The following is a 26,832-nucleotide window of genomic DNA, read 5'->3' as shown; positions in this document are numbered from 1 at the left end:
CTCACCCGTCCGCCGCTCGTCAGCAAAGTAGCAAGCTACTCTCTGTTACCGCTCGACTTGCATGTGTTAGGCCTGCCGCCAGCGTTCAATCTGAGCCATGATCAAACTCTTCAATTAAAAGTTTTTTCTGTCTTCTCCCATAAAGAGAGCCGACACGCTCAATGAATTCTGAATTATTTAATATCTTTCGATATTGAATTGACTGTGCTGCAATAAATAAATTTATTGCTGTTGGTCACTCAGTTTCAATTGAGACTCTAAATTTTTTGCCTTGCTTAGCGAACTAAGCTTGGCTGTTAGAACTCAATCTGTACGAGTGCCCACACAGATGATTGCTTTATATTGTTAAAGAACGTTGCGACATTGTCGCTAGGGATGCGTATAATACATCCTTTATTTTTCGAGTCAACACTTAGTTTTAAACTTTCTTGCGAATATTCAAAACCGAAGTTTTATTTAACTCTCTGAGTTGTTCGTGCCTCGCTATGCGTTGGCGTTTCCCGTCTCAGTGGGGTCGCATTATAGGGAGATCCAAAAACAGATCAACACTTTTTTTCAATCTTTTGACTGTTCGCTCAAAAAGCATGCAAAACGCTTTAAAAGAACACTCAATCGATGCTTTTTCGAGTCTTTTTTGATGTAAATTAAATTATTTCACATAAATATCATTGCTATGTTCATTTATCGCGTTAAGATAGCAAGTTCACAATGTTAAATTAATGTTTATTTCCTGTTTATTGGTAGATCAAAATGAAATTACCCGATCAAAAATCTCTTATCTCTTCAGTTATCCTTGCTGTTATTGGTTTCGTTATAGTTAATTTTGCGCCTTCGAGCCTACAATTAAGTCATGCACTGTTATTTGGTGCTGGTTTATTAATTGGTGGTGTAGTTATAGCTGCAATGTCATCTGGCGATGTAGAAGAAGCCGAAGTAAAAACAAAAACACTTTATGTGGGCAATCTTCCTTATCGTGCAAATGAAGGTGTAGTTCGCGCTTTATTTGAAGAACAAGGTAAAGTGTTTAATGTACGCCTATTAAAGGATAAAAATACTGGCAAACGTCGTGGCTTTGGCTTTGTTGAAATGGCAGAGCTAGATGCTGATAATGCTATTGCAAAATTAAACGATAGCGAGTTCCAACAACGTACATTGAAAGTTCGTGAAGCAAAACAAAAACAAGATGATGAATCTAACTCTTTTCGTTCTGAGTCGGATCAATCAGCGTAACTAGCTCCACCGGTTGCTTATCAACATAAATAGAAGCCGTTGCGTAATAACGTAGCGGCTTTTTCTTGCCTGTACAATTAGCATCAAGCTCATCACTGCAATCTATATTATGCTCTTTGAGTATTGCACACACCCGTTTGGCTATTGCTACGCCGGAATCAAGTAATAATACAGTGCTGTTAAAATACTCATTCAAACCTTTTGCTAAAATTGGGAAATGCGTACAACCTAACACGATTACATCCACTCTATTATCAATAGCGAGACTATCGAGCTCTGCAACTAGTTTGTCTTGGATAATCTTTTTACTTTGATATGTTTGTTCCGCCAACGTTACAAGTTCAACACTTGCATATAAATGTACTGTGACAGCTTGACCATGCTGGCTTATCAACTGTTGTGTATAACTACTTTGTACTGTTGCTGGTGTGGCCAATAAGGCAATATGCTGGGACTTAGATAATAAAGCGGCGGGCTTAATTGCAGGTACTACACCGACGATCGGTATCGTGGTTAATTCGCGAAGTGCGCTCAGTGCTGAAGTAGATGCGGTATTACAAGCAATAACTAACACATCAACGTGTAATTGTTGTGTTTCTATAAAAATTAATAATCCGCTGAGGCGCTGAATTATGGTTTGTTGACTCAGCTTTCCATAAGGTAGGTAGGCGTTATCCATAAAATAACTATAACGGCCATCAGGTATGTATTGCTGAATATGCTTCAGCACTGTGGTACCACCAATGCCCGAATCAAAAACCATGATATGAGGTGACAAACAACTCGCTCCTTATAATAACTAAGCTGAGCAGTTTGCCACGCGGTATACTGAAAATAAAGCTTATGCTTCACTCTCTAGTGCTGCTGAGCGCAATTTATTCATTTGCTCAAACATTGATTTTGTATAGTCGACTAATTTGCCTATTTCCTCTTGGTCTTGATTTAACCATTGTAAAATGCCTGACAGTTCATTTTGCAAACCAAGATCACCCGCTTTATTAAAGGCATTTTTTAGATCGTCATTAAATGGAGCTATTTTTTCAGCCACAGCTTTCTCTGGTGTTGGTTTATTCTCTTCATAGCCTTTTATTGCTGCATACGTTTTAGTTTGCTTTAAGTCCATTGAAAACGCGACTAGCTGTTCGTTGCCTAAGTTGAGCTCTTGTGCTTGTTCAAAGGCTTGTTCCAAATCACCACCAAAAAATGTTTTACTAACATTTTGCAAGTCTTCCATCATTGCATTAATAGCCTTTTGTTCATCTTCGTTTAAGTCACCATTTACTGACATGCTAAATGATAACTCCCGCGATTGTGATGATGCACTGGCATAGCCTTCATTTTGACCATTACGCTGATAACTACTGGCTGATTGCTGTTTAAATGCATCAGCAAAACTAATACTCACCTCGTCACCTTCTGCAGTGGTGAAGTTATACTGAGCATTATTACTTAAACTTAAATACTGTGCTTGAGTAACACTGACAGAATCCGGTTTAGGGTTAAATAAATCCTCTTCAAACTCATCCAGGCCATTAAAAATACCTTCTTTGGATTTTTCTATGCCCTGCTCAATTTCGTCGTTTAGAATACCGGTATCTTTTAATTCACCATAGGCATCATCAATACCTGTTTGCACACCTTTGCGTGCATCACTAAGCATACCTTTGAGTTTTTCATTATCGGCTCCATTGACTTGCGCTTTCTTAACGGCACCAGTTACAAAGTCCAAAACGTTTTTGACTATTTCTTCAAAATCAAATAGTGGCTTGTCTTTTTTCTCTTCCGCGACAGGTAAGCCTAAGGCCTCAGCCATTTTGTCACCTAACACTTTTGCTGCTAATTCTTTACCACGTTGCTGGTAACTATCTTGAGGCGACTGTATTGTAGGTTGCTGTAATGCAGCTTTGTTACTGTATTTATTGACGTTGTTGTTTGGAACAAAGCCAAAGTTGCCAATTTTCATGATCCGACTCCTATTTTTGCTTACTTAAGTATCGGCCCAAAAATAAATAACTAAAGTAAAATGTACAAAAAAACAGCATTTGCTATTACTCAAAATTAGGGCCTGTTGACCTTTAAGGATTAAAATTTGTTCAACCTCGGGGCGATTTAATCGCGGCGCGAGATTTGTAACCTAGTGGGCTAAGTAAAAATTGAGCAAAGCTTCCGCGTCCTGCTCACGCCCCTTACTTACATCCATGTAAGTAACAAAGAGTTAATCGCCCCTAGGCAGAACCCTTCGGGCAGCGCGCGTTTGGCATTTATGCTACGTTATCGCCTATTTATGGGGAATAACCACACTACATAGGCTCTGCCTTGCCTAAAAACCAAACGCACAGCTGCAAAATTAACCTAGAAAGATAAACAGACCCTAGACAAATAATCCCTGCCCCCTACAATAGCGCCGATAAACAGCATAATGAAATAAGGTAGTAGGTAATGGCGGTTATAAAGATCGATACAACAGGATACGACGCACAGTTAAATGAAAAAGAGCAACGTATCATTGCACAATTCCAACGCTTTGGTGTTGAACAATTAGAAGTCTTTGCCTCTGAGCCAATTCATTACCGTCAACGCGCTGAATTTAGAGTATGGCACGATGGCGATGAGTTATTTCACATTATGTTTGATCAAGCCACCAAAGACAAAATCAGAGTCGATGTGTTTGACCCTGCAGCGCCGCTAATTGGGGAAGTAATGCAGGCAATGATCGATAATCTTAAAGGCTGTGAAGTCTTGCGTCGTAAATTATTCCAAATAGATTATCTTTCTAGTTTAAGCGGTGAGATTTTAGTGAGTCTGCTTTATCACAAACCACTCGACGAAGAATGGCTAGCAGCTATCAAGTCACTAAAAGAATCATTGAGTGAGCGCTTTAAAATTGATTTTATTGGGCGTGCTCGCAAACAAAAAGAAGTACTCGGTGATGATTTTGTTACTGAGCGTTTAACAGTTAATGGCCAGCAACTTATTTACCAACAAGTTGAAAACAGCTTTACGCAGCCAAATGCTAAAGTAAACATTAAGATGCTGGAGTGGGCACAAGACTTATGTAAACCACTAAAAAATGATTTACTAGAGCTCTATTGTGGTAACGGTAACTTTTCAATTGCCTTAGCTGGTTCGTTTAATCGTGTATTAGCAACCGAAATTTCTAAATCGTCAGTACACTCAGCGCAGTATAATATTGCTAAAAATAACGTAACTAACTTAGATATCATTCGTATGTCGAGCGAAGAGTTTACTCAAGCTATGAAAGGCGAACGAACCTTCTCACGTTTAGAAGGGATTGACTTAAGCAGCTATGATTGTCAGACCATTTTAGTTGATCCGCCGCGCGCAGGCATGGATACACTAACATGTGATTTGGTGGCTAACTACGAGAGTATTATTTATATCTCATGTAACCCTGATACGCTTGAGCGTGATTTAGAGCACCTAACTCGCACTCATGAAGTTAAACGGTTTGCGATTTTTGACCAATTTCCATATACCCACCACATTGAATCAGGGGTATTTTTACAACGTAAATTGTAAAGTATCTATGCCAGTGCTTTTACTAGCGCTGGCATTTGCTGCTCACTAAAGACTTTAATACCATTCTTTTCTAATAGCGAAGCCGTTAATCCCATTCCAACCACCTTAATACCACTGTGCGAGCCATCGTAAATTGTATTACGACCACAAGAAGGACTTGATTCCTTTAATAGCGCAAAACGAATATTGTACTGTTGGCAAAGGCGTAATGCTTGTTTTGCACCTAGCTGAAATTCCGGTGTCACATCATCACCAGTATTGGTAATCACTTTACCGTTGACGATTTCAGCAGGATCTCTAGGAGTGGATAAACCACCAGCAATCTCAGGACAAAAAGCGACTATACGTTCCTGCTGCTGCCATGCGATTAGCTGCGGATGGAGTAACTGTTGTCCGCTACCATCGTAGCGCACGGGAGCACCAAGTAAGCAACTTGAAACCAGTATTTTATGCATTTCTTACCACCTGCAACAAAAAAGCTCCGCGTACGGAGCTTTTTTACAATAAACACTAAACCGCTCTATTTAGCAGCTAAGTAATTAATTAGATCAGCCATACTTTTAGCATCTTTAATACCTGAATCACCACCAACAATAACACGGTACTTACCGTTTACAATAAAGGTAGGCACACCTTTCAAAGCACCTTTTTGTTTAAAATATTCTTGATCACGCTTCATTTTGGATACCTTGGTTCTTACTGTAAAGCTGTTGTAAAACTTATCAAAATCATCAGCAGCTACACCTTGAGCAACAAAGATATCTTTCATATCAGCAAGCTCATTGATGTTTGCTCGCTTGCCATGGATATGGTTGAAAATAGCGCTAATTAGTGCATCTTGTTGTGGTAATACAGTTGCCGTAGCGTAAGCTTGTGCTAACATCGTTTGAATTTCTGGGTTACGCGGACCCGAAAAGTCAACATGGCTTTTCTTAAAAGTAATACCTTCATTTAGTAGCGGCTTTAATTCAGCAACAATTGATTCAAAAACATTACAGTGTGGGCAGTAAAATGAGAAGAATTCTTTAACTTCTGGCTTTTTAGTTGCGCGTGCATCAATCGTTTCATAATGCGTCCCTTCGTCATATTGAATCGCGGCGGCGTTTGTAGCAAACCCAAGCGTCAACGCTATTAGTCCTGCTTTAACTAATTTGATCATCGGTAAAAACTCCAAAAATTATTGTTTTAATAGCTTATTGTTGTAATAAAAAGGCAACTAACTCATCAAGCTGCTCTTGGCTCTTGATGGTATTGATATTGATTTTGTATTTATCATTAACGATAAACGTTGGTACACCGGTTAAGGCCCCCATTTGTGAAAACTTATTTTGCTTGTCTTGCATGGCTTTTTCCGCCGCAATCACTGGCATGCTGGCAATATCTTTATCAAAGGTATCGTTATCAATACCATTTACTGCAAGTAATGCTTTAACGTCTTTAATGTTATTGAGTGGAGCACGTTTTATATGAATGCTGTCAAACATTTGATCTGCAACTTGCTCACCTTTGTTATGCTGTTTAGCGATGATATACGCATAGCTCAAATTACTTTGCACTTCTGGCGCTAAACCACCTAAAAAGTTGACATGGTTTTTTACAAACTCAGTACCTGCAGGCAAGCTTTTTTCCATTGCTTTAGCTACAGCTTCAAACTTAAAACAGTGCGGACAATAAAATGAAAAGAACTCTGTTACTTGTGAGGTTTTACTTTTTTCAATCTTTAGTACGTCATAGTGCTCACCAGCTTTAAAATCTGCGGCCATCGCAGCAAAAGGTAAACATAGCAGTAGTAAACTCAATTTTAGTTTTTTAAGCATTGGACTCTCGTTTCAGATATTTTTAATAATTAGTTAGGCAGCAACTTCAGCGGCGGCTCTTGAAGTGCAGAATACTGCTCTTTCAGCGCTAAAATTTGTTGCTCCCAGTATTTGTCATCAGCAAACCATGAAAAGTTCCGCGGAAATGCCGGATCTTCCCAACGTTTAGCTAGCCACCCCATATAATGAATCATACGCATTGCGCGTAATGGTTCAATTAATTTGAGTTGAGTGTGATCAAAATCACAAAATTCTTCATAGGCAGCCACTAAGGTATCTAACTGTAACAGTTGATTGTTTCGATCGCCACTGAGCATCATCCATAAATCTTGAATCGCAGGCCCTTGACGACTATCGTCCAAATCAACAAACATCAACGCATCACCGGCCCACAGAATATTACCGGCATGGCAATCACCATGTAAACGTATAGTATCCACCTGCTGGTAAAGCGATTTCGTTTTAGCGATCACCATATCTAAAATAGTATAAAACGCGGTAGTTAAACTGCTAGGCACCAGATTACTGTTTTGTAACTGAATTTTAGCTGTATCTAAATACTCGTCACACCCTATGACCGGACGTTCGCTAAAAACATTCGCTTTAGCTGCTTGATGCATCCGACCAATCAAGCGTCCTAACACATCTAACTGATCAAGATTATCAACTTCAAAGATGCGCCCCCCGACACTTGGGAACAAAGTAAATAGATAACCATTATGCTCAAATAAGCTTTCGCCATTACGCTGTATCGGCGCAACTACAGGCACTTCAGCATCAGCCAATTCAAATGCAAAGCTATGCTCTTCGAGTATTTGTGCCTTACTCCAGCGCTCGGGACGATAAAATTTCACCACATAACGTAGGCCATCTTCAGCTTTGAATTGATAGACACGGTTTTCGTAACTATTCAGTGCTAATAAGCCAGACTCTGCGTAAATACCAATACTTTCGACCGCATCTAAAATCGAATCTGGGGTGAGGTCAACAAAACTAAATTTACTCATAATTCTCATCAATTATAAAAAAAGCGGGAAAATCCCGCTTTTTATTTGTTATCAGTGTACTTAACTATCGCGCTTTAAAGAAGTTACTCGGCTGCGAAATTTGTGAACTTGGATTGTCCACTGGCGATAATACAAAATTAAACTCGGTCATAGGCGCTTTCAAATCATACGGATCCATCACCAATGATAATGGCACGTTGTGCGATTCGCCCGCTTGCACGGTAAAAGTTTGCTTACCTATGTACTTAAAGTTCTCCAGTCCTGCCACCTTAATATTAAAGGTTTGCTCGTATTGTGCTTTGTTGATCACTTTAAGTGTGTAGGTATTTTCGACAAGCCCATTAAAATCGACTCGATAGAGTTGATTTCGATCGCGAATAATATCTAAGTCCATTGGCTTACGCATTACAATATTCGTTACCAGCGCTGCGCTGAGCACCACTAATATAACAATATAACCAATAATCTTAGCGCGCAGAGGATTGGTTTTATTCTCTGGCGTTTCTAGGTTACGCTCAGTGGTATATGAGATAAGCCCGCGCGGATAATTCATCTTATCCATTACTCCGTCGCAGGCATCGATACAGGCGCCACAGTTAATGCATTCAGCTTGCAGGCCATTGCGAATATCGATCCCTGTTGGGCATACTTGTACGCACAAATTACAGTCAATACAGTCACCTAAGCTAAGCTCTTGTCGATCTTGTTTACGACTACGTGGCCCACGATTTTCACCACGTTTTTCATCGTAGCTTACTGTGAAGGTATCTTTATCAAACATTGCAGATTGAAAGCGCGAATACGGGCAGATATGCAAGCACATAATTTCGCGCATCCAACCAGCATTACCATAAGTACATAAGGTAAATACGATAATGCTAACCAGCGCATAGCCACCTACATCAAAAGTAACAAAATCCGGTAACAGCTGACGAATAGGTGTGAAATAACCAACAAAGGTCAGTGCGGTGTATAAAGAAAAAGCTATCCAACCTGTATGCTTGGCTGTCTTACGCCAAAATTTATCAAAGTCCATTGGTCGCTGATCAAGCTTCTTGCGTTGATTCGCTGTCCCTTCGAACTTTTCTTCAAACCAAATAAAAATAAACGTCCAGACTGTTTGCGGGCACGTATAGCCACACCAAACCCGACCGTAAAAGGTGGTCACTAAGAATAACGCGAATGCAGCAAGCATCAGAATAAAAGCAAGAATAGTAAAATCTTGTGGCCATAGAGTTAGCCCAAAAATGTTATATTTTTGACCAATGAGGTCAAATAACACAGCTTGTTGGTCATTAAAGTTTATCCATGGCAGCGCCATGAACGCCAACATACCAAGAAAACCAATGCGCTGTCTTAATAGTTGATGTAACCCTTTAACCGCACGTACATAAATGCGATTGCGGGGATTAAATCTATCCTGTTGAGCATAGAGATCGGGCTTTTCGATCTTGACCTCACTAGGAATATTTTTTACTTTTATTTGCTTGTCCATCGAAGTTCCTCAACGCCGCTTGGAGAATGAAAGTCAAACAATCATATAACGCTATTTAGATAGCTAACAACTAAGCTTACATTTAAAAATAGTGCAAACTGAACTACTGTGCTGTAAAAGTTCAGAGATTTCTGAAAAATCTAATTGTTCTCTGTCATTATACCAACTCTCCTCAAAAAAGCTGATATTCATTGATAATAATTTATTCACCTAACTTGCTTGCTTTACAAAGGGGCATTTTATTACACTGGTGTCTAATTCGTACCCGTTCAGATCAAAGTTTACTCACATATGAAAAAATTCCTTGTACTAGTAGTAGTGATACTTGCGTTATTCACAATTGATCATCCAATGATAAAAGAATCTCGAGAAAAATTATTAGGAGAAGGTGTAGGACTATTAAGTAGTGCTAGCAACATTAACCGTGGACCCGCTGCGAGCATGGCAAAAAACCGCATCAAGTCAGAACTAACACTTTCAGAAAGCGAGTTAGAGTATTTAGAAGAAACCATGCAAACTGATGAACAGCTGCAGCTATTCCATACTCGTTACTGCCGCAGTAAAGATCTCAACTTATATTTTTATGAAGATCGTTTAAATACAGTGTGTGACATCGTCTCAACATCATTGGCTGAGCGCAGAGGTAAATAGTGGATTTTTCAGCTTTAACAAAAAAAAGCAGCGCATCGTTTAACCAACATAAAAACCTACTGAAGAAGCTGGCGAAAGGACAAACGGTTAAATGTGAAGTATGCCAAGGCATATTAACGTTAGATTTAAAGACTCAGCAACCAGGCCAAGGGGTTGCTAAATGCCCTAAGGGCTGTACTGAAATTGTGTTGGATTTAGCATAATGCTAACTCCAACCATCTTCTTCATCTGCGTACAAACCACTTTGCACCGCGATAATTTCTATTAACTCAGCAAATCCTAATGCAAAATCTCCCATTAGTTCATACTGTTGCTGGCATAGTTGTATTTCACTAAGCTGATTTTGCTGGGCAATTGTTGTGATAAGCTGGGGCTCTAAAGCAAAAAAGCCTAAACTGGCGTAAGCGGTTTGCAATGCATCAGTTAAGTCTGTTGTAAGTGCATCAGCTTGCATTAGCTTATCAATATACACCTGTGCTCCCTGAACAAAACCCTGACACCATTGCTGGCATTCATGCAAATCTAGGTAGCTGTCGTCTTGATCACTCACCTGTAAACTTACAGGGAGCTTAAAACCTGTTTCATAAACTTGCTCACTGATCTGATGATACAAAGCCATAAATGCAAATAATGTTTGTTCTTCTAGCTGGCCGTGTGCATCTGGCACTATCTGCTCAAGCCACTCGTGTACGTCTAATGGCTCAGGAGAGCAAATCACCGCAAATAAGTAACCTTGGCTCTGCACAAATGTCATGGCGCCATTGCGGCTCGCTAAATACGTACTTAACTGCTGGCCATGTTGCTGTGTAAATTCAGGAATTTGCATAAAACAATTCAGCCTTGTTTAAAAATTTAATGGATAACGGCCATCGCTATCTGCACGGCCTAAAAATTTGGCGGCATCGTGTACTTCTTTTGGTAGTGATGCTTCTGGCTTGATATATCCAGCCACTTTAAAGTCCATGTTTGCTTTTAAGGTTGCATCAGCCGCTAAGCCTAAGCGGTTTTCAGGATCAACTAACACGGCTATATCGCCCGACTTACAGCTTAACTTGCCACTTAATGGACCAACGCTAAACCAGCCAGACAATCCTTGCACATCGATGTTTGGACTGGCGATTTCACCTTTTAATACATCACAATAAGGCGCTCCTGAGAGATATCCATCTAACTCAACAATTACTCTGCCTTTAGCATTAATAGGTAATGGCAACTGCAAACGCTGCATCGCACGTTCAACACTCAAACGCAATGTAGCATCATTTAATGCAACTACTTGATCAAGTAAACCATAACTAAAGTCACCGCGTCCTGACAGTTCACTGGTCTGTCGCGGATCACCAAACTTTACACTGCCTGTAAGCTGTCCGGTGAATAATGCCCAACCAGAAATATCCCAGTTTAAATTATTAATCTGTTCATCTTGATAGCGCAGCTGCATGATTCTACCCTGCCAAATGCTACCCGATGCTTTACCTATTTGCAGATCTTTAGGTAGGTAAGGATTTGCTAAATTAAGCGCAACTGCAGCTGGCGTTTTTAATAGTGCAAAAAAGATAAAACCGAAGAAAAATATTACTATAAGAATCGCTATTTTTTTCATTCTTTACTTCTCTAATACCAGTCGGCTAACGCGCACGTAGCCTGGTTTATCATCGCGACTGAGATCTAAATTTCCAATCAATACGCCTTTAGTGTTTACCAATTCATCAAGCCATTCTATGAGCTTATTAAATTGTACCGAGTCGATAGTTAATCTTAATGAATTATCGCTAGGCTGCATTTTGCTTATGGTTATATCGTAGCGAGCGCGGCTAGCATTAACTATTTGACTCAAGTTTTGGTCACTTGTAACAGCACGCGCACTACCCGCTTTGAGTTTAACAATACTGTTATCAACCCACGCTAATAATTCTTGCTGTTTAACTTGGTTTTTTTCAGCTTCAGTTATCGCGTTGTTTAGTGGTCTAAAAATACCCATAACTAAGATAAAAATAACAAAAATAACACCAGCGACCATCACCAACTGTTGCTCTTGCTCTTTTAAGCCACGCCAATGTTTTAAAAGTTGTTGTTTCATGCAGCACCTCGTAGTTTTATTTCACCGACTACAAAGTCGCCATCATTATTTAATGAGCCTTGGTCTACAGTTAATCCGCGTTGTTCAAGAATTGCTTTAACTTTGCCAAAGGTTTGAAAATCTTTTCCGCGAGCACGAACTCTAAGTTCATTGCGACGTTGATCATAACGCAATGTCTCAGGAGTAAACTCTTGCACTTGGCTAAATACACCCACCAGCTCATTCGTTAAATCTAGGAATCCGGCACTGCTGCCACCCTCTAATTTAGCCAATTCACCCTGAATTTGGTTTTTAATCAAATGCGGACGAACTGTTTTCCCCGGAAAGGCCGTTTGATAGCGCTCAACCACTTGTGTTTTAGCGACTTCAAGCTCACTATTTAACTGATACAATTCAAGACTTTTTACTGCCACAGAGCCAACTAACGCGACACTCGCTGCAATGGCGGCACCTTGCCAATACGCCCACCATAATGCGCTTTTCTTCTTCAGTTGATATTGGCCTTGGCGAAGATTGAATCTTATCTCAGGTAATTGTTTAGCAAATAGCGCCAGCGGCAAATCATAAGCATCGGTATGCGCCGTAAGATTAACCGTTTCTGGAAATTGCGAGGCAGGGCTGTAATGTGCAACATCAGGGTGACCTAAAGCAGTTAAATACTCAGCCAACCAGCTTTGCTCTACAGCACTGATCCGCCATGAGCCTTGCTTACATAGCCATTGGTTATTAAGCTCAATAACGCTTAATCCCTCATGTTCCGCAGTAGGAAGCAATAATGCATCGGGTAACAGTTTGAACACTTCAATTCCATGTTCAGCAAATACAGCTAACCAAGTTTCAAACCATTCTCGGTCAGTCATGGCAACTTTAATGGCGTGCTTGTCACCGACCATAGTAGGCTCAGCAATCGCGATAAATAAGTCATCTACGTCACATGCAATCTCTTCTTCGAGCATATATGGGAGCGCTTGCTCAAGCTTACGATTCCATTTGGTCGGCAGGATTACGGTTTTTAGTTGCACCTGATCACATGGCAGTAATACCACAACTTCACGATTCTGTGCTTTTTCAACTAACTCACTCAGTTGCTCAGCGTTCGGCAATCCGCCACTGGCAATTATTTCTTGTTCTAATGGTGAGTAAATCAGCCAATTAATACTTTCTTGTTGAGTTTGACCCGTGCGGATCAACAGTATTTCTGTCACTGTACGCCTCCAAATTTTCGCGCCAGTATAGTTACTTCGCCATCTTTGGCATGCAGTAATGTGGTCATCGAAAAACGCAGATCGACAAATTTAGCCTGCGCTTGTAGTTTAAAATATTCGCTATTTATGGTGAACAGTTTTTCAACAGACTTAACATTTTGAGCCCCTTGTTGATTTACTTGTTCAAAAAATTCTTCAATATTATTAAAGCCTTCTTCTGGCCGGACTGATAGCACACTTTGCGCACCTGACTCACTCAAACCATCAATCAATGCACTCAATAATAATGCCTGTTCAGGAGCGATTGTATTGACATTAATTGCTAACAGTTCGCTACCTGGGATCACGCATACGTATGGCAATATTTTTTCCATCACTAATGGATTAAACCCTTTAACCAAACGCAGCTCTGAGCTTGATGCAAAAAAACTATTCGCTGTCATATATGGTGATTTACGCGATAAATACTCATCTTCTTCAGCGCCAGAACGATAAGTAATACTATCTTCATCGAGCCAGTCGTAAACACTGTCAGCCATGGCTTCTTCCGACTCTTCTGCTGGCAAGTCCTCAATATTTTCTAATAGCGCTAATAACGCGGTGTGCGCAGGATTGGTTTTATCAGTACTACCCGCTTGTGGCGCTTTAACACGTAATGCATTGAGATTTAAACAAGCCTGTAAGTCCGTGATCTTGCCTTGCAAGGTACCATTATCGACCGGATAAGGAATATCGCCTTGTTGCGCCCAAATTTGTTTTAAAGTGGTTTTGTCAGGGTCATCTTTTTTGCTTTGTAATAACGCTTTGATAGCCAGCTCTTCTGCTGCATAGGCATACCACTTGGCTTGCTGATGACCTTGTATGTTGGTACTTTTTTGAACTTGAACAAGCAAGTTAGCACTCATCTCTACGGCTAAAATTGATGCCAAGGCAACAATAAACAAGACAATTATAAGCGCGGCGCCATGTTGAGATTTATGGTTCACTTAAACCTCCCGCCTTCCCGTTACCTGGTACTAAAAAAACGCGTCTTATTGGTTCTTCATCAATTTGTTGCAATGTAACCGCCACAGCTTTTGGCAAGGCTTTGCCCTGCCACTGCTCTTGCCATTCATTTTTTTCATCTAAAAATTCAAATTTAAGATCTTCGATATCTTTAAGAATAACTTGCACTCGCGGCTCAAGGTTATCGAGTTGATCAACATAAACCCGATATATACGCTCAAGGTTGTCATCAATAACACGATAACCCACTGCTTGTAGCTCTGAGCGCGGTAACAAATTAATTGGGTTTACCCAGCCATCTCGCACAAAGGCAATACCATCATACTGGCTATTAATGGTGTAACGCCCAGCAAGTAGATATTGTTCTTGCACATCACCGGCTTCATTGCGCACGGCACGTTTAGTCATTTGGCTGAAATCTTGATCCATTAACCTAAAGGTCGTTTGCAAACCATTCAATTCTGCAATTTTTTCGTCTGATGCATCTTTCGCTTTCGTGGTCGAATCAAGAATTTGGTGAGTAGCTAACACGACGAATGCTAAAATCCCCAGCGCTACCATCACTTCTAATAGTGTAAAACCGCGCTGCTTCACTTATTTGCTACCTTTATTTAAATAGCTGATGAGCTCATAAACCGAGTGCTCTAACTTTTCATCGCTAAATACATTAATAGTCACTTTTACAAAACTTTTATCTGCTGTCGCTTCGGTATCTTGACGCCAATACCATTCTATACCAGCCATTGTTTCCGTGCCTTTTGCGCCATTTTTGCCTTGCCACTTATCGCCGAGAGTACGCTGTTCAATCATTACATTCTCAGCCACCCAAGAGGCATAGGTTTGCTCTTCAAGGCTTGATAAATGATTAATATGCTCAGCTGTCGCTTGCATGGCGGCAATCCCAGCCATGGCGCAAATACTCAGCGCCACCATAACCTCAAGTAAAGTAAAACCTTTAGACCTGCGATACATTATTCTGGCTCTCTGCGTAAGTTAACCGGTGCGGAAAATTCCCCTTCGATGAAATACACAGGTTCTTTTTCATCTTTTAATTCATAGATAAGTTGAAATGCGCTCACCTCACCAGAAGATAAAATTAGCACTTGCGGGATTTTCATTTTTTGCAATTCGAGTAAGCTATCATCATCACCGCCACTCATTAACTCGCGCCAATTGGATTGCTCGAGTAGATTATCTTGAGCCCATGCGAGATCTTCTAGATTAAGTGTCAACTTAAGACGTTCATCAACAGTCATCGGCGCAAACAGCTTTTCTCGGTCGAAGGTGATCCATTTTTCACCATCAAACACTAAAAACTCTAAGGTATCTTTATCAAGCTGAAAACCTAATTCAAGCTGATTTAAGATTGCAAATTCAGAAGCCATATTAATGGTGGTATGCAGTCTCAGTGCTTGTTTATCCAATTCATCTTCAACACCGCCATCAAGACTATATACCACCATTTTAGTGGCGAAGGCGATCACCACCAGCACAACCAAAATTTCAATTAAACTAAAGCCACGCATCGGTGACTTTAGCTTTGCAAGGCGCAACTTAGCCCGACTTAACATCATGCTAAGCTCGGTGCTGGGTGTAAAAACGCCTTTATACTAAGATGCATTATTATTTTTCTTCATCCCAGTTACCAATGTCGTCATCAGTACCCACTTCGCCATCGGGTCCCATTGAAAACAAATCAAATTTACCAACTTCACCTGGGCTGATTAACTGGTACGGATTTCCCCATGGATCTTCTGGTAATTTAGAAATAAAGCCACCTTCAGGAAAACGCTTTGGTACTGGCTCTACGCTAGTTTTAGTCACTAACCCTTCAAGGCCTTGCTCAGTGGTTAAGTACGCTTTGTTCTTTAATTTATAAAGACTCATAGCATCTTCAAGCTGCTGAATATCAAGATGCGCTTTATCAAGTGCCGCTTCTTCTTGCTGGCCCATAATATTGGGTGCCACGATTGACATGATCATGCCAATGATAACCAGTACCACCATAACTTCGAGTAATGAGAAACCTGCTTGTTTATTCACGTACATACCTCTGTTGTTCTTAATAATTAACTATCGTAACACGGTAAAAATGCATTACGAAATCCCTAAAATAGTTAAAGTCCAATCGCTTTATTCATTGCCATAATAGGTTGTAATATGGCCATTACGATAAACAATACAATAACCGCCATGGACGCTATCATCGCAGGCTCTAAGAGTTTTAGCGAGACATTTACCATGGTTTCAAATTCACGGTCTTGATTGTTTGCAGCACGCTCTAGCATTTGCTCGAGCTCACCTGATTTCTCCCCACTGGCGATCATATGCAGCATCATCGGTGGGAATAATTTTGTTTGTTGTAAGGACGCTCTTAAACTTGCCCCTTCACTAACGCGGGTTGCGGCATCCGCCACTGCTTTTTTAATTTTCTCGTTGATCAATACGCCACCAGAAATACGCATTCCCTCGAGTAACGGCACTGAACTTGATGACAAGATACTCAGTGTACGAGCAAATCTGGCGGTATTAATACTACGAGCAACTTTGCCAATGCCCGGCATCATCAAAATTTTCGAATCATACCAAAAGCGGATCTTAGGCTGTTTTAGCGCATGTTTAACACCAATCACTGTCGCGGTAAATAATACTAAAGTAATGAACCAATAATTTTGCACATAGTTACTAGCAGCCATTACCCATTCAGTCGTCCAAGGTAAAACCTGCTTTGACTTTTCAAATGTCTTCAATATTTTAGGCACTACAGTACCTAGTAATATTGAAACGATACCAATGGCAAATATTACTAATATCACCGGATACACCATCGCTTGTGTGATTTGACTACGCATGTGTTGGCGTTGTTCCGTGTAATCGGCTAAACGGTTCAATACAGCATCTAAGTGACCTGATTTTTCACCCGCAGCTACCATAGCGCGGTATAAATTATCAAATACATGTGGAAACTCAGACATGCCATCAGCCAAGGTATAACCTTCAACAACTTTTGAACGCACCGACATTAACATACGCTTCATACGCGGCTTTTCACACTGCTCAGCCACCGCCATTACCGCCCCTTCAACCGGTAACGCCGATTGAATGAGTGTAGCGAGTTGGCGAGTGATCAAAGCGAGATCTGAGGTAGATATTTTCGCTTTAAAAAAGCTGCCAAATGGCGAGCTTTTTTCACCTTTAACTTGTTTATCCCCCTCTGCGGCGGGCACAACTTCGAGCGGCGTAAGACCTTGTTCACGTAATGATTGGCGAATTTGTTTCGCGGTATCCGCTTCTTGAATACCTTTTTTCTCTTTGCCGCGAGCATCGAGCGCGCGATATTCAAATGCTGCCATTGTTAACCTTCCTCACGCGTTACACGTAATACTTCTTCAAGGGTGGTTTTACCGGCTAATACGCGACTACAGCCATCTTGGCGAATACTTGGGGTATGTTTGCGAATGTACTTTTCAACACTTTGCTCACCTTTACCACTGTGAACAAGTTCGCGAACAGTTTCATCAACTACCAGTAATTCATGAATACCGGTACGACCACGGTAACCATTAAAGTTACACTCTTCACAGCCAACGGCTCGGTAAATAGTCGGCGGATTTACAAATGGTACGCCGAGCAATTCACACTCGCGCTCATCTGCAACATGACCTTCTTTACAGCTCTTACATAAAGTTCGCACTAGACGCTGCGATAACACCCCTAACAAAGAAGATGACAACAAGAAGGGTTCAACCCCCATATCTTCCATACGAGAGATAGCACCTGCTGCGGTGTTGGTATGCAATGTCGACATCACTAAGTGACCCGTAAGTGAGGCTTGCACGCCAATTTGTGCGGTTTCAAGGTCACGTATTTCACCAACCATTACTACATCAGGATCTTGACGTAAGATTGCCCGTAAGCCTCGGGCAAAGGTCATATCAACTTTAGTATTTACCTGAGTTTGACCAATACCTGGGATTTCATACTCGATTGGATCTTCAACCGTTAAGATATTACGATCGCGAGAGTTAATTTGGCTCATGCCCGCATAAAGCGTGGTACTTTTACCAGAACCAGTTGGACCGGTCACCAAAATAATTCCGTGCGGTTTACTGATCAAATCAGAGAACAATTCACGATTGCGCAGCGTCATACCTAAATCTTCAAGATTTAAACGCGCGTTATTTTTATCAAGTAAACGCAGTACAACCCGCTCACCAAAACTTGATGGCATGGTTGATACCCGAACATCAACGGCACGTCCTGCGATACGCAAACTAATACGACCATCCTGCGGGATACGCTTTTCAGCAATATCGAGTTTCGCCATTACTTTAATACGCGAAACTAGCAATGAAGCGAGTTTACGATTCGGCTTTAACACTTCTTTAAGCACGCCATCAACCCGAAAGCGGATCACTAGCTCTTGCTCAAAGGTTTCGATGTGAATATCTGACGCGCCTTCTTTAATCGCTTCACTGAGCATCGCATTGATCAATTTAATGATTGGTGCATCATCATCTCCGGCAAGCAAATCTTCCGTTTGCGGCATATCTTCAGCCAGTGAAAATAAATCAACTTCGTTACCTATGTCTTCCATCATTTGCTGGGTTTCAGAACTATCGCGTTGATACGATGCCTCTAATAACAACTCAAACTTGTCATCAGCTAAGTGTTCAAGCGTAAAGCCATGCCCAGCAATACGGCGCACTTCTAACAATGCATCAATATTAAGCTCACCACGATAGAACACCACCCGGTCATCGTTATTTTTACTTAATAACATGCCTGCACGTCGTGCATATGAAAATGGTAGCCGCTTATTAGGCAGTTCAACTAAATCGTTACTGGTCATCAGCTCGCTATTATTTAGCGGCTGTGAGGGCTCTGCGGTGATCTCAGTGATTGCATCAGTCATTATTGCGCTCATCTGTATTTTGCTGTCTTAAGTATTCTTCATACGTTGGCGGTAATACTAATGCATCATTCCACTCAGGTAGGATTGGCACATCGGTTAGAGGCATTAAATCAATACCATCTTCTTTTTGTTTATACTGCTCACCACGGATAAAGTTATATTTGCTGTGGCTCAATTTATTCATTTTAATGCCATCACGGATAATGGTTGGGCGAATAAACACGATTAAATTACGTTTACGCTTGCTGGTGCTGGTTGAGCGGAATAAGTGACCAAGGATAGGAATATCACCTAATATTGGTACCTTTGAGACGCTTTCTTGCACGTCTTCATCAATTAGACCACCAAGCACAACCATGCCGCCATCATCAGCCATAACCGTGGTTTTAATGGCACGTTTATTAATAGATATATCCACCGAAGTAGTACCACTCACGCCAGATACTTCTTGCTCAATGGTTAACTGTACAGCTGAACCATCATTTATTTGTGGCGTTACTTTAAGTTTTACACCCACCTCTTGACGCTCTACTGTTTGAAATGGATTAGAATTATTAGAACCCGTTTGCGAGCCAGTAATGATCGGCACTTCTTGACCGACAATCATCGATGCCTCTTCGTTATCCATGGTGGTAACCGAAGGCGTAGCAAGAATATTTGAGTTAGTATCGGTAGAGACTGCTTGAATGATCGCGCCCCAGTCGTTTTTAACAATCCCCATGGCCAATCCATTGATACCCCCTAACAACTTACCTAACGGGCCAAGATCACCTTCTACAGTTTTCTTAATAGGAGTAACTACTGCATTGTCAGTGCCTACAACGCTATCAGTAATTGTTTTATCACGAGCTTGCTGAGCAGCTACAGCTAAAGAACCAACAGGAACGGTTGTGCCGTTATTAAACTGCATCATACCGCCTTGCTCTGAAATCCATTGCAGACCAAAGTTAATCCCATCAGCTTCCATTACTTCAACAATGATTGCTTCAACGAGTACTTGGGCACGACGAATATCAAGCCGTTCAATCACTGACTCCAATGAACGCATAGTGTCAGGTTGAGCAGTAATGACCAATGAGTTTGAATCTGGGTGAGCTTCGATACTGGTTTCGTTTTGGTTGCGGCTACGGGTTTTAGTTGCCCCACCTTGACCTTCTTCACCAAGCGTTTTGCTAACCCCTTGCAACACTTTCACTAAATCTTCAGCGCTAGCGTAATTAAGGTAAATTACTTTAGTGTTGCCTTGGCTTTGCAACTCACCGTCGAGGCGTTTAATTAACTCAATAGCACGCGTTCTTGCTTGGCCTTCGCCACTGACAATAACGCTATTAGTACGGCCATCTGCAACGACTTTAGGGATCAAAAATTCGGGGATACTGCCTTTACCGCTATCTTTGTAAATATTATCAACCACAGATACCACATCATCAGCGGTGGCAAAGTTTAGCTTTACAATATCAACCCGCTTATCACCGGCTTGGTCAACTGAGCGAATAATTTCAACAAGTCGGTTTACTGAGGCAGCATGACCGGTCAACATCATGACGTTTGCAGCGTTGAAGTTGGCAACATGACCGCCATCTTTTTGGTCGCTAAACTGACGCACTAATGGACCTAGTTCTTGTACGCTAACATTTTTTACACGTACGACACGAGTGATCATCATATCACCGCGCGCTTGGTCGTCTTCAGTGACTAACGGTACGTTTGATTTTTTAGCATCAGAGCTTTTTTCAATCTTTAATATGCCGTTATCCATTTCAACAGCTGAATAACCGTAAACTTCTAGCACATTTAAAAAGAATTGATAATAAAGTGCTTCATCCATCAATTCATAGCTGCGTACATTTACTTTACCACGTACGTTCGGGTCGATAATGACGGTCTTATTCAGATTTTTACCAACGATATTAATAAACTCGTTGATATCGGTCCCTTTAAAGTTTGCAGCATACTCAACGGCAGACACCGATAGAGATAAGCTAGCCACAAAAAAAAGTGTTGCGTACTTAGCTAACCCTTTTCTGATTTTTTTGAGGTGTAGCGCGTGAACCATTATATTAAAACTCCAAAGCTAAGTTATTGCAGGCTAAATTGCACATCAATCTGCTCGCCATCACGGTCAATTGTAATGTTCGCATCGGTACTATTACGCAGCTCATTAATGGCTGACATGGCCTGTTTTAAATCTGTTAATTGATAGCCGTTAATCGATACAGCCAAATCGTTATTTTGTAACCCCATCTGCGTAAATAATGCAGGGTCTTTACCTGGGCTTAAACGGTAGCCAATAAGCTCACCATCCTTCATAGCCTGAGATACGCGAATATAGTCAAATAGTTTACCGGGATCTTTTAACAATTCTTCTCGGGTCTCTATAATTGCTTCTTTTACTTCTTGATTTGCTGTTACATCAATCTGACGGTCACTGTCCATTTGCGGACCTTCATCGAGTTCAGGTTCATCACTTTCACGTTCGGCAAGTACTGGCATTGATACTGTTTTGGTAAAATCCACGCCATCAAGCATTAACGTTTCAAAACGGCCACTGACATCTAAAATTACTCGATCAGGTAATACTTGAGCAAGCTTAGCGCGAGTGCCTTGTACAACATCATCTACTAAATAGGTTGATTGTTGGCCTTGAGATTCAATAATTGCCAAGCCTGTTTGATCATTGCCGCTGACCGCAACAATACCGGTTAAATTAATGCTTAATCGAGTTTCTGGCGCATTGTTAATGACTTGAGTTTGTTTGCTTGCTGGTTTTTTAGGCGCTGCGTCGGCTTTACCAAACAAGTTTTGTGCTAAAATTGATTGCGTATTAACCCGTTCAGGTTTACCTGTAACGCTATTAATATAGCTTGGAGAAAGGCTCGAATTAACCTGGGCTGGCCATGTTAGCCAAAATAGTTTCGCTGCTAAAAAGGCAATGTAAACAACGGCTAAAAGCGTTATTGCCCAACTCAATTTAGCGTGGGGTAATTTACTTACTAAATGTTTTAGCTGCTGTAATCGCTGTTCCATAAATGACGTTTCTTATTTTAATTTGCTGTTTCATCGCTGGCCTATAGTACCTTTTCATTTTTCATTCAACAAGCGCACTAATATTAAACTTTGTAAACAAGGTAAATTAACGTTCAAGCTGAGTGTAAAAAACTTCGACTATTTCTTTGTTGGTAAGTTTCATGCTAAATTTTACCTTACAGAGCCGCGCTTTTAATTGAGTATAATTGTGTCAAAAAGTAACACCCGTAATACCACGTCAAAAGATGAAACTATTAGTATCCGTTTAGACAAATGGTTGTGGGCTGCACGCTTTTATAAAACCCGCGCCATCGCACGGGACATGGTGCAAGGTGGCAAAGTACATTATAATGGCCAGCGCACTAAACCTAGTAAAATAGTCGAACTAGATGCCGTGATCAAACTTGCTCAAGGAGTTGACGAAAAAGTTATCACTGTACTTAAATTGCTTGATAAACGCTTAAGTGCCCCCATTGCTCAAACCTTGTATCACGAATCTGATGCAAGTATCGAAAAACGCGAAGCCAATAGCATCGCGCGCAAGAATAATAGCTTTTTTGCTCCTCATCCGGACCGTAAACCAGATAAAAAGCAAAGACGCGAACTTTTAAAAATGAAATCAAGTTAGGTAAAGCCACTCATGCAACAAGATCTACTTCATCGTTATACATTTGATCAACTAGACGTCCGCGGCGAACTCGTACAAATAGAGCAAGCTTATAATGAAATGATTGCCGATCACAATTACCCCGTGCAAGTGCAAGCTTTATTGGGCGAGTTACTGGTCGCAACCTGCCTACTTACAGCTACATTAAAGTTTGAAGGTGATATAGCAGTACAACTGCAAGGTGATGGCCCGGTAAAATATGCGGTTATCAACGGTGATCATCAACAAAATATGCGCGGTATTGCCCGCCTGCAAGGTGAAGTAACAGGCTCAACCATTCAGGAACTAATCGGTAACGGTGTGATGGTACTGACAATCACCCCAACTAAAGGTGAACGTTATCAAGGTATAGTTCCGCTTGAGCATGACACGTTAGCAGCATGTCTTGAAGCCTACTTTGCACAATCAGAGCAACTACAAACACGTCTATGGTTTGCAACTGATACAACACAAGGTCATGCTAAAGCTGCTGGTTTACTACTACAGGTGTTACCTGTAAATAAAGAAAAGTCGATTACTGACTTTACTCACCTTGAAGCACTCAGCAATACGATTAAAGCTGAAGAGTTGTTAGAGCTTGATGCTGCCACTGTGCTTACTCGACTTTATCATGAAGACAATCCGCGTGTTTACGAGCCGCAAGCAATCCAGTTTAAATGTGGTTGTAGTAGAGAAAAAACCATCACTGCGCTCGTTAATATAGGTCAACAAGCTTTATTAGATGACGTTATTGAAAATGGTGAGGTAAAAATTAGCTGCCATTATTGCTTAAAAGATTACGTTTTTAATGAACAAGATGTGAAAAGTATTTTCAACTAATCTAATCGTTCAAAAAACCAACAAAATTCAAACCGCATTTATTGCGGTTTTTTTATGCCAAAAATTGATACCGGTGTCATGAATTGTATTACTTTTATGACACCGGTATCATTGAAATTATTCATGTTTTTTACTAAATATATGTGTTTTTAGGCCTTTGATAAGCTCGAATATCCCTAATCCATCTGTTACTATAATTACAGCTTAAAGGGAAACAAGAACCCCAGAGCTATCCCGTTCAATCTCACACAATTTAGGTATAAACATGACTTCAAGCGCTACTCGTTTTGTCGATCTAACTGCAGCTGAACTTGTCGAACACGCGATCCGTCGTGGCGAAGGGACTTTAGCCGCCAATGGAGCTTTTGTTGCTAACACTGGTCGTCGTACTGGTCGTTCACCACAAGATCGCTTTATTGTTCAAGAATCAAGTACTGAAAATGAAATCCAATGGGGTAATGTAAATCGCCCTTTCGATGCAGATAAATTTGACGCTTTATGGGCACGTGTAGAAGCACATGTGCAGAGCAACGACCACTTCATCTCTCACCTTGAAGTAGGCGCTGATCCTGAGCATTATTTACCTGTTGTTGTTACAACAGAAACTGCATGGCATCATATCTTTGCCAAAAATATGTTTATCGAACCTAAATCTTATAATGCATCTGATTTACCCCAATGGCAGGTAATGAATGTACCTTCATTTGTTTGTGACCCAGAACGTGATGGCACTAACAGTGATGGCACAGTAATTATCAACTTTGCACAACGTAAAGTATTGCTTGCAGGTATGCGTTATGCCGGTGAAATGAAAAAATCAATGTTCTCAGTGCAAAACTTCCTACTACCAGCAAAAGGCGTGCTACCAATGCACTGCTCAGCTAACGTAGGTGAAGCTGGCGATACAGCATTATTCTTTGGTCTATCTGGTACCGGTAAAACAACTTTATCCGCCGATCCAACTCGCTTTTTAATCGGTGATGACGAACACGGCTGGGCACCTGGCAGTGTATTCAACATCGAAGGTGGTTGTTATGCTAAGTGTATCGACCTTTCGCAAAAGAATGAGCCTGTTATCTGGGATGCAATCCGCTTTGGAACTATCCTAGAGAACGTTGTCCTTGATGACAAAGGCGTTCCTGATTTTCATGATACCAGCCTAACGCAAAATAGCCGCGCAGCTTACCCGCTTGAACACGTTGAAAAACGCAAAGTAGAGAACCGCGCAGGCGAGCCAAAAGCAGTGGTATTCTTAACCTGTGATGTAAGCGGAGTATTACCTCCAGTATCAATCCTTAGCGAAGAAGCGGCAGCGTTTCATTTCCTAAGCGGTTACACAGCAAAAGTTGGCTCTACTGAAATTGGCTCTACCAGCGATATCGAATCAACATTCTCAACCTGTTTTGGTGCACCATTCTTCCCACGTCCAGCGGGTGTATACGCGGAGCTTCTAATGAAGCGTGTACGTGAATTTGGCGCCAAGGTATACCTAGTTAACACTGGTTGGACTGGCGGTCCTTACGGCACAGGTAAGCGTTTTGATATTCCAACTACCCGCGCTGTTGTTGATGCAATCGTATCAGGTAAACTGGCTGGCGTTGAAACTCAACATATTGATGTTTTAAACCTAGACGTACCAGTTGCAGTACCAGGCGTTAACAGCGAGCTACTTAACCCAATCAATACTTGGGAAGATAAAGCTAAATACGCTGAATATGCGGCCAAACTTGCAGCAGACTTCACTGAAAACTTTGCTAAATACGACGTATCTGACGAAATTAAAAATGCCGGACCTAAAGCTTAATAAGCTACTTTAGCCCCATAATTAAAACGCCAACCTCGAGTTGGCGTTTTTGATCTACTAACGTTTATCAAGCCTCTTGCCAATTACCATAGAACGAACTTCCCATATCGCGACTTTTGCATTGAAAGAAAAAGACAAAAATTTACAAATTAATTGTGGAAAGTGTATACACTCTACTTAGTATAATAATTATGCAAAATTTAGATGGCACTGAAATATGAATGTGAGGCAACTAGCCAGCACCTGCCTACTTTGCACTCTCATACAAGCATGTAGCACACCTTCGAATAATGCTTCAGCGAAGTGCATGGAACAGGCTGATTTAGCTTATATTGATAAGTCAAATCATGATGATTTAGGCATAAGCCCTGATTGCTTTGATAATAAAACTGCTGGAAAGCCAAGTAACGTTCCTTCTAACAGTATTCTTGAGTCTGCAATTTTAAAGGCTGTTGTAAGTATCCTTGATAGCTCTACAAACTAGCTCCAAAAATTTAGATACAAAACTAAAAAGCGTTACTCTATGACTAATACCAATCAGCCAAATTATGTGATCTAATTAGCGCACCGATACTTATTTACTTTTACTAAATTGAACTTAGAAGAATCCAAGCAACTTCTAACTACCTTAACAATGGCGTTGCTGGCTTGAACAACAAACCGATTAAGGGCCGCTCGGCTATATTAACCTCACTACAACTGGACACACTGTCAGAGTATGTAAAACAGTCAGCAAGCTCTTCAGAAGGCGGCAGACTAATGAGGGAAGATATTGCTCAGTATATTTATGAGCAGTTCAATGTAAGGTATCACACCGATCATATTTACAAACTGCTTAAGAAGCGTGGGTTTAGCTGGATCACAAGCCGTTCTAAGCACCCAAAGCAGTCAAAAGAAAGCAAAGAGGCTTTTAAAAAAGTTCCAAGTGGAAACGATCCTTCACACCCCATGACATCTCCCTTTAGGTAGCATTGATGTTTGGTTTCAAGATGAAGCACGGTTTGGACAACAAAATCAAACAACACGCTTATGGGCTGAAACAGGCTCTAGGCCCCGCGCAACAAAACAACAGCAGTTTGAGTATGGATACTTATTTGGTGCAGTGTGCCCAAGTAATGATAAAACAGAAGCGCTGATCAGCCCTATCGTCAATAAAGACGTCATGACACAACACATGGAATTAAATCCACTAGAGCAAGTATGGAGTTGGATACGGCAACACTGTCTATCTAATCGTGTTTCTAGTGGTTATAAAGAAATAGTCGAACAGGTATTACAAGCGTGGAATAAATCCATCTCAGTCCCTAATACGGTAAAAGCATATGCTCTAGAGACTAGATCAAATTGACTTAATCTTTATGCAGATTACCTTTCACCTCGAACCTTCTTTTTACTTTATGCCAGACGTAAAAAAGCCGCTTCATTTCTGAAGCGGCTTTCTCAATTTGGAGCCTGGCAATGTCCTACTTTCACATAGCAAATGCTACACTATCATCGGCGCTGTTTCGTTTCACTACTGAGTTCGGCATGGGGTCAGGTGGGTCCAAAACGCTATTGTTACCAAGCAAAT

The 26,832-nt window shown here is 41.0% G+C and carries 30 protein-coding genes and 2 rRNA genes; 10 read left to right on the top strand and 22 right to left on the bottom strand.

The window, feature by feature from the left end:
* Positions 1–117 (bottom strand): 16S ribosomal RNA (locus PSR9079_RS22825); the annotation flags it as partial.
* A gap of 633 nt (positions 118–750) precedes the next feature.
* On the opposite strand from PSR9079_RS22825, the gene PSR9079_RS22820 reads away from it, so the two are divergent.
* Positions 751–1,230, top strand: coding sequence for an RNA recognition motif domain-containing protein (locus PSR9079_RS22820; protein WP_149983393.1), 480 nt, complete (start codon positions 751–753; stop codon positions 1,228–1,230).
* On the opposite strand, the gene murI is transcribed toward PSR9079_RS22820, so the two are convergent.
* Both murI and PSR9079_RS22810 read right to left on the bottom strand, forming a co-directional pair.
* Positions 1,193–2,008 carry a glutamate racemase gene (gene murI / locus PSR9079_RS22815; RefSeq protein ID WP_149983392.1) on the bottom strand — a complete coding sequence of 272 codons (816 nt, stop codon included), beginning with the start codon at positions 2,006–2,008 and terminating at the stop codon, positions 1,193–1,195. The two genes, PSR9079_RS22820 and murI, sit on opposite strands and share 38 nt — an antisense overlap.
* 63 nt (positions 2,009–2,071) lie before the next feature.
* The gene (locus tag PSR9079_RS22810) at positions 2,072–3,193 is read right to left on the bottom strand and encodes a DUF5610 domain-containing protein (protein WP_149983391.1); all 1,122 of its coding nucleotides are present in this window, start codon (positions 3,191–3,193) and stop codon (positions 2,072–2,074) included.
* A gap of 476 nt (positions 3,194–3,669) precedes the next feature.
* On the opposite strand from PSR9079_RS22810, the gene trmA reads away from it, so the two are divergent.
* Positions 3,670–4,770 carry a tRNA (uridine(54)-C5)-methyltransferase TrmA gene (gene trmA / locus PSR9079_RS22805; protein WP_145242801.1) on the top strand — a complete coding sequence of 367 codons (1,101 nt, stop codon included), beginning with the start codon at positions 3,670–3,672 and terminating at the stop codon, positions 4,768–4,770.
* 5 nt (positions 4,771–4,775) lie between these two features.
* On the opposite strand, the gene PSR9079_RS22800 is transcribed toward trmA, so the two are convergent.
* The 5 genes from PSR9079_RS22800 to ccoG all read right to left on the bottom strand — a co-directional run bounded on the left by PSR9079_RS22800 (position 4,776) and on the right by ccoG (position 9,089).
* A complete protein-coding gene (locus PSR9079_RS22800; RefSeq protein ID WP_145242799.1) occupies positions 4,776–5,225 on the bottom strand; it encodes a 2-thiouracil desulfurase family protein in 450 nt (149 codons plus the stop codon).
* 65 nt (positions 5,226–5,290) lie between these two features.
* Entirely contained in the window at positions 5,291–5,929 is a 639-nt protein-coding gene (locus tag PSR9079_RS22795; RefSeq protein ID WP_149983390.1) for a thiol:disulfide interchange protein DsbA/DsbL, read from the bottom strand.
* A gap of 34 nt (positions 5,930–5,963) precedes the next feature.
* Positions 5,964–6,587 carry a thiol:disulfide interchange protein DsbA/DsbL gene (locus PSR9079_RS22790; RefSeq protein WP_149983389.1) on the bottom strand — a complete coding sequence of 208 codons (624 nt, stop codon included), beginning with the start codon at positions 6,585–6,587 and terminating at the stop codon, positions 5,964–5,966.
* A gap of 29 nt (positions 6,588–6,616) precedes the next feature.
* Positions 6,617–7,594: a serine/threonine protein kinase gene (locus PSR9079_RS22785; protein WP_149983388.1), complete on the bottom strand. Its 978-nt coding sequence runs from the start codon at positions 7,592–7,594 to the stop codon at positions 6,617–6,619.
* A gap of 64 nt (positions 7,595–7,658) precedes the next feature.
* Positions 7,659–9,089: a cytochrome c oxidase accessory protein CcoG gene (gene ccoG / locus PSR9079_RS22780; protein ID WP_149983387.1), complete on the bottom strand. Its 1,431-nt coding sequence runs from the start codon at positions 9,087–9,089 to the stop codon at positions 7,659–7,661.
* A gap of 291 nt (positions 9,090–9,380) precedes the next feature.
* On the opposite strand from ccoG, the gene PSR9079_RS22775 reads away from it, so the two are divergent.
* The gene (locus PSR9079_RS22775) at positions 9,381–9,740 is read left to right on the top strand and encodes a hypothetical protein (RefSeq protein ID WP_149983386.1); all 360 of its coding nucleotides are present in this window, start codon (positions 9,381–9,383) and stop codon (positions 9,738–9,740) included.
* A complete protein-coding gene (locus PSR9079_RS22770; protein ID WP_145242786.1) occupies positions 9,740–9,943 on the top strand; it encodes a hypothetical protein in 204 nt (67 codons plus the stop codon). Before PSR9079_RS22775 ends, PSR9079_RS22770 begins: the two co-directional genes overlap by 1 nt.
* A gap of 2 nt (positions 9,944–9,945) precedes the next feature.
* Here the strand turns inward: PSR9079_RS22770 and PSR9079_RS22765 are convergent, their stop codons facing one another.
* The 13 genes from PSR9079_RS22765 to gspC all read right to left on the bottom strand — a co-directional run bounded on the left by PSR9079_RS22765 (position 9,946) and on the right by gspC (position 21,972).
* The gene (locus PSR9079_RS22765) at positions 9,946–10,566 is read right to left on the bottom strand and encodes a UPF0149 family protein (RefSeq protein WP_145242784.1); all 621 of its coding nucleotides are present in this window, start codon (positions 10,564–10,566) and stop codon (positions 9,946–9,948) included.
* Between the two features lie 18 nt (positions 10,567–10,584).
* The gene (locus tag PSR9079_RS22760) at positions 10,585–11,343 is read right to left on the bottom strand and encodes a type II secretion system protein N (protein ID WP_149983385.1); all 759 of its coding nucleotides are present in this window, start codon (positions 11,341–11,343) and stop codon (positions 10,585–10,587) included.
* A 3-nt stretch (positions 11,344–11,346) separates the two neighbouring features.
* The gene (gspM, locus tag PSR9079_RS22755) at positions 11,347–11,820 is read right to left on the bottom strand and encodes a type II secretion system protein GspM (protein ID WP_149983384.1); all 474 of its coding nucleotides are present in this window, start codon (positions 11,818–11,820) and stop codon (positions 11,347–11,349) included.
* Complete coding sequence (gspL, locus tag PSR9079_RS22750) at positions 11,817–13,025, bottom strand: type II secretion system protein GspL (RefSeq protein ID WP_149983383.1); 1,209 nt, start codon at positions 13,023–13,025, stop codon at positions 11,817–11,819. Before gspL ends, gspM begins: the two co-directional genes overlap by 4 nt.
* Entirely contained in the window at positions 13,022–14,011 is a 990-nt protein-coding gene (gspK, locus tag PSR9079_RS22745; protein WP_149983382.1) for a type II secretion system minor pseudopilin GspK, read from the bottom strand. Before gspK ends, gspL begins: the two co-directional genes overlap by 4 nt.
* Positions 14,001–14,624 carry a type II secretion system minor pseudopilin GspJ gene (gene gspJ, locus PSR9079_RS22740; protein WP_149983381.1) on the bottom strand — a complete coding sequence of 208 codons (624 nt, stop codon included), beginning with the start codon at positions 14,622–14,624 and terminating at the stop codon, positions 14,001–14,003. Before gspJ ends, gspK begins: the two co-directional genes overlap by 11 nt.
* On the bottom strand, positions 14,625–15,002 hold the full coding sequence (gene gspI / locus PSR9079_RS22735; protein ID WP_145242773.1) for a type II secretion system minor pseudopilin GspI: 378 nt from the start codon (positions 15,000–15,002) through the stop codon (positions 14,625–14,627). It abuts the gene before it with no gap.
* Positions 15,002–15,601, bottom strand: coding sequence for a prepilin-type N-terminal cleavage/methylation domain-containing protein (locus PSR9079_RS22730; protein WP_404699804.1), 600 nt, complete (start codon positions 15,599–15,601; stop codon positions 15,002–15,004). Before PSR9079_RS22730 ends, gspI begins: the two co-directional genes overlap by 1 nt.
* Before the next feature lie 52 nt (positions 15,602–15,653).
* Positions 15,654–16,073 carry a type II secretion system major pseudopilin GspG gene (gene gspG, locus PSR9079_RS22725; protein ID WP_145242768.1) on the bottom strand — a complete coding sequence of 140 codons (420 nt, stop codon included), beginning with the start codon at positions 16,071–16,073 and terminating at the stop codon, positions 15,654–15,656.
* 74 nt (positions 16,074–16,147) lie between these two features.
* The gene (gene gspF / locus PSR9079_RS22720; protein WP_145242766.1) at positions 16,148–17,383 is read right to left on the bottom strand and encodes a type II secretion system inner membrane protein GspF; all 1,236 of its coding nucleotides are present in this window, start codon (positions 17,381–17,383) and stop codon (positions 16,148–16,150) included.
* A gap of 2 nt (positions 17,384–17,385) precedes the next feature.
* Positions 17,386–18,945, bottom strand: a complete 1,560-nt coding sequence (gene gspE, locus PSR9079_RS22715) for a type II secretion system ATPase GspE (RefSeq protein WP_145242764.1) — start codon at positions 18,943–18,945, stop codon at positions 17,386–17,388.
* Positions 18,938–21,001, bottom strand: a complete 2,064-nt coding sequence (gene gspD / locus PSR9079_RS22710) for a type II secretion system secretin GspD (RefSeq protein ID WP_149983379.1) — start codon at positions 20,999–21,001, stop codon at positions 18,938–18,940. Before gspD ends, gspE begins: the two co-directional genes overlap by 8 nt.
* Positions 21,002–21,024: 23 nt before the next feature.
* Positions 21,025–21,972 (bottom strand): type II secretion system protein GspC, encoded by a 948-nt coding sequence (gene gspC, locus PSR9079_RS22705; protein WP_149983378.1) that lies wholly within the window; start codon positions 21,970–21,972, stop codon positions 21,025–21,027.
* Between the two features lie 205 nt (positions 21,973–22,177).
* Between gspC and hslR the strand changes: the two genes are divergently transcribed.
* The 6 genes from hslR to PSR9079_RS22680 all read left to right on the top strand — a co-directional run bounded on the left by hslR (position 22,178) and on the right by PSR9079_RS22680 (position 26,610).
* Positions 22,178–22,600 (top strand): ribosome-associated heat shock protein Hsp15, encoded by a 423-nt coding sequence (gene hslR / locus PSR9079_RS22700; protein ID WP_404676548.1) that lies wholly within the window; start codon positions 22,178–22,180, stop codon positions 22,598–22,600.
* 12 nt (positions 22,601–22,612) lie between these two features.
* Positions 22,613–23,458, top strand: a complete 846-nt coding sequence (gene hslO / locus PSR9079_RS22695; protein ID WP_149983376.1) for an Hsp33 family molecular chaperone HslO — start codon at positions 22,613–22,615, stop codon at positions 23,456–23,458.
* A gap of 265 nt (positions 23,459–23,723) precedes the next feature.
* Positions 23,724–25,262, top strand: a complete 1,539-nt coding sequence (locus PSR9079_RS22690) for a phosphoenolpyruvate carboxykinase (RefSeq protein WP_149983375.1) — start codon at positions 23,724–23,726, stop codon at positions 25,260–25,262.
* A 307-nt stretch (positions 25,263–25,569) separates the two neighbouring features.
* On the top strand, positions 25,570–25,746 hold the full coding sequence (locus PSR9079_RS23765) for a hypothetical protein (protein ID WP_179959248.1): 177 nt from the start codon (positions 25,570–25,572) through the stop codon (positions 25,744–25,746).
* Between the two features lie 275 nt (positions 25,747–26,021).
* Positions 26,022–26,231 (top strand): helix-turn-helix domain-containing protein, encoded by a 210-nt coding sequence (locus tag PSR9079_RS24305; protein WP_425468870.1) that lies wholly within the window; start codon positions 26,022–26,024, stop codon positions 26,229–26,231.
* A gap of 133 nt (positions 26,232–26,364) precedes the next feature.
* Entirely contained in the window at positions 26,365–26,610 is a 246-nt protein-coding gene (locus PSR9079_RS22680; RefSeq protein WP_149983373.1) for a hypothetical protein, read from the top strand.
* Between the two features lie 102 nt (positions 26,611–26,712).
* Here PSR9079_RS22680 and rrf read toward each other — a convergent pair.
* Positions 26,713–26,827: ribosomal RNA gene (gene rrf / locus PSR9079_RS22675) — 5S ribosomal RNA — on the bottom strand.
* Positions 26,828–26,832: the final 5 nt, after the last annotated feature.

The organism is Pseudoalteromonas rhizosphaerae, from assembly GCF_902498845.1.
Lineage (GTDB): Bacteria > Pseudomonadota > Gammaproteobacteria > Enterobacterales > Alteromonadaceae > Pseudoalteromonas > Pseudoalteromonas rhizosphaerae.
This window is presented reverse-complemented; position numbering and strand designations above follow the sequence as displayed.

Bases quoted from the DNA above. Each gene is read 5' to 3' on its own strand.
- PSR9079_RS22820 (WP_149983393.1), top strand. From the start codon at position 751: ATGAAATTACCCGATCAAAAATCTCTTATCTCTTCAGTTATCCTTGCT.
- PSR9079_RS22810 (WP_149983391.1), bottom strand. From the start codon at position 3,193: ATGAAAATTGGCAACTTTGGCTTTGTTCCAAACAACAACGTCAATAAA.
- trmA (WP_145242801.1), top strand. From the start codon at position 3,670: ATGGCGGTTATAAAGATCGATACAACAGGATACGACGCACAGTTAAAT.
- PSR9079_RS22800 (WP_145242799.1), bottom strand. From the start codon at position 5,225: ATGCATAAAATACTGGTTTCAAGTTGCTTACTTGGTGCTCCCGTGCGC.
- PSR9079_RS22795 (WP_149983390.1), bottom strand. From the start codon at position 5,929: ATGATCAAATTAGTTAAAGCAGGACTAATAGCGTTGACGCTTGGGTTT.
- PSR9079_RS22790 (WP_149983389.1), bottom strand. From the start codon at position 6,587: ATGCTTAAAAAACTAAAATTGAGTTTACTACTGCTATGTTTACCTTTT.
- PSR9079_RS22785 (WP_149983388.1), bottom strand. From the start codon at position 7,594: ATGAGTAAATTTAGTTTTGTTGACCTCACCCCAGATTCGATTTTAGAT.
- ccoG (WP_149983387.1), bottom strand. From the start codon at position 9,089: ATGGACAAGCAAATAAAAGTAAAAAATATTCCTAGTGAGGTCAAGATC.
- PSR9079_RS22775 (WP_149983386.1), top strand. From the start codon at position 9,381: ATGAAAAAATTCCTTGTACTAGTAGTAGTGATACTTGCGTTATTCACA.
- PSR9079_RS22765 (WP_145242784.1), bottom strand. From the start codon at position 10,566: ATGCAAATTCCTGAATTTACACAGCAACATGGCCAGCAGTTAAGTACG.
- PSR9079_RS22760 (WP_149983385.1), bottom strand. From the start codon at position 11,343: ATGAAAAAAATAGCGATTCTTATAGTAATATTTTTCTTCGGTTTTATC.
- gspM (WP_149983384.1), bottom strand. From the start codon at position 11,820: ATGAAACAACAACTTTTAAAACATTGGCGTGGCTTAAAAGAGCAAGAG.
- gspI (WP_145242773.1), bottom strand. From the start codon at position 15,002: ATGTATCGCAGGTCTAAAGGTTTTACTTTACTTGAGGTTATGGTGGCG.
- PSR9079_RS22730 (WP_404699804.1), bottom strand. From the start codon at position 15,601: ATGTTAAGTCGGGCTAAGTTGCGCCTTGCAAAGCTAAAGTCACCGATG.
- gspF (WP_145242766.1), bottom strand. From the start codon at position 17,383: ATGGCAGCATTTGAATATCGCGCGCTCGATGCTCGCGGCAAAGAGAAA.
- gspE (WP_145242764.1), bottom strand. From the start codon at position 18,945: ATGACTGATGCAATCACTGAGATCACCGCAGAGCCCTCACAGCCGCTA.
- gspD (WP_149983379.1), bottom strand. From the start codon at position 21,001: ATGGTTCACGCGCTACACCTCAAAAAAATCAGAAAAGGGTTAGCTAAG.
- gspC (WP_149983378.1), bottom strand. From the start codon at position 21,972: ATGGAACAGCGATTACAGCAGCTAAAACATTTAGTAAGTAAATTACCC.
- hslO (WP_149983376.1), top strand. From the start codon at position 22,613: ATGCAACAAGATCTACTTCATCGTTATACATTTGATCAACTAGACGTC.
- PSR9079_RS22690 (WP_149983375.1), top strand. From the start codon at position 23,724: ATGACTTCAAGCGCTACTCGTTTTGTCGATCTAACTGCAGCTGAACTT.
- PSR9079_RS23765 (WP_179959248.1), top strand. From the start codon at position 25,570: ATGGAACAGGCTGATTTAGCTTATATTGATAAGTCAAATCATGATGAT.
- PSR9079_RS24305 (WP_425468870.1), top strand. From the start codon at position 26,022: ATGAGGGAAGATATTGCTCAGTATATTTATGAGCAGTTCAATGTAAGG.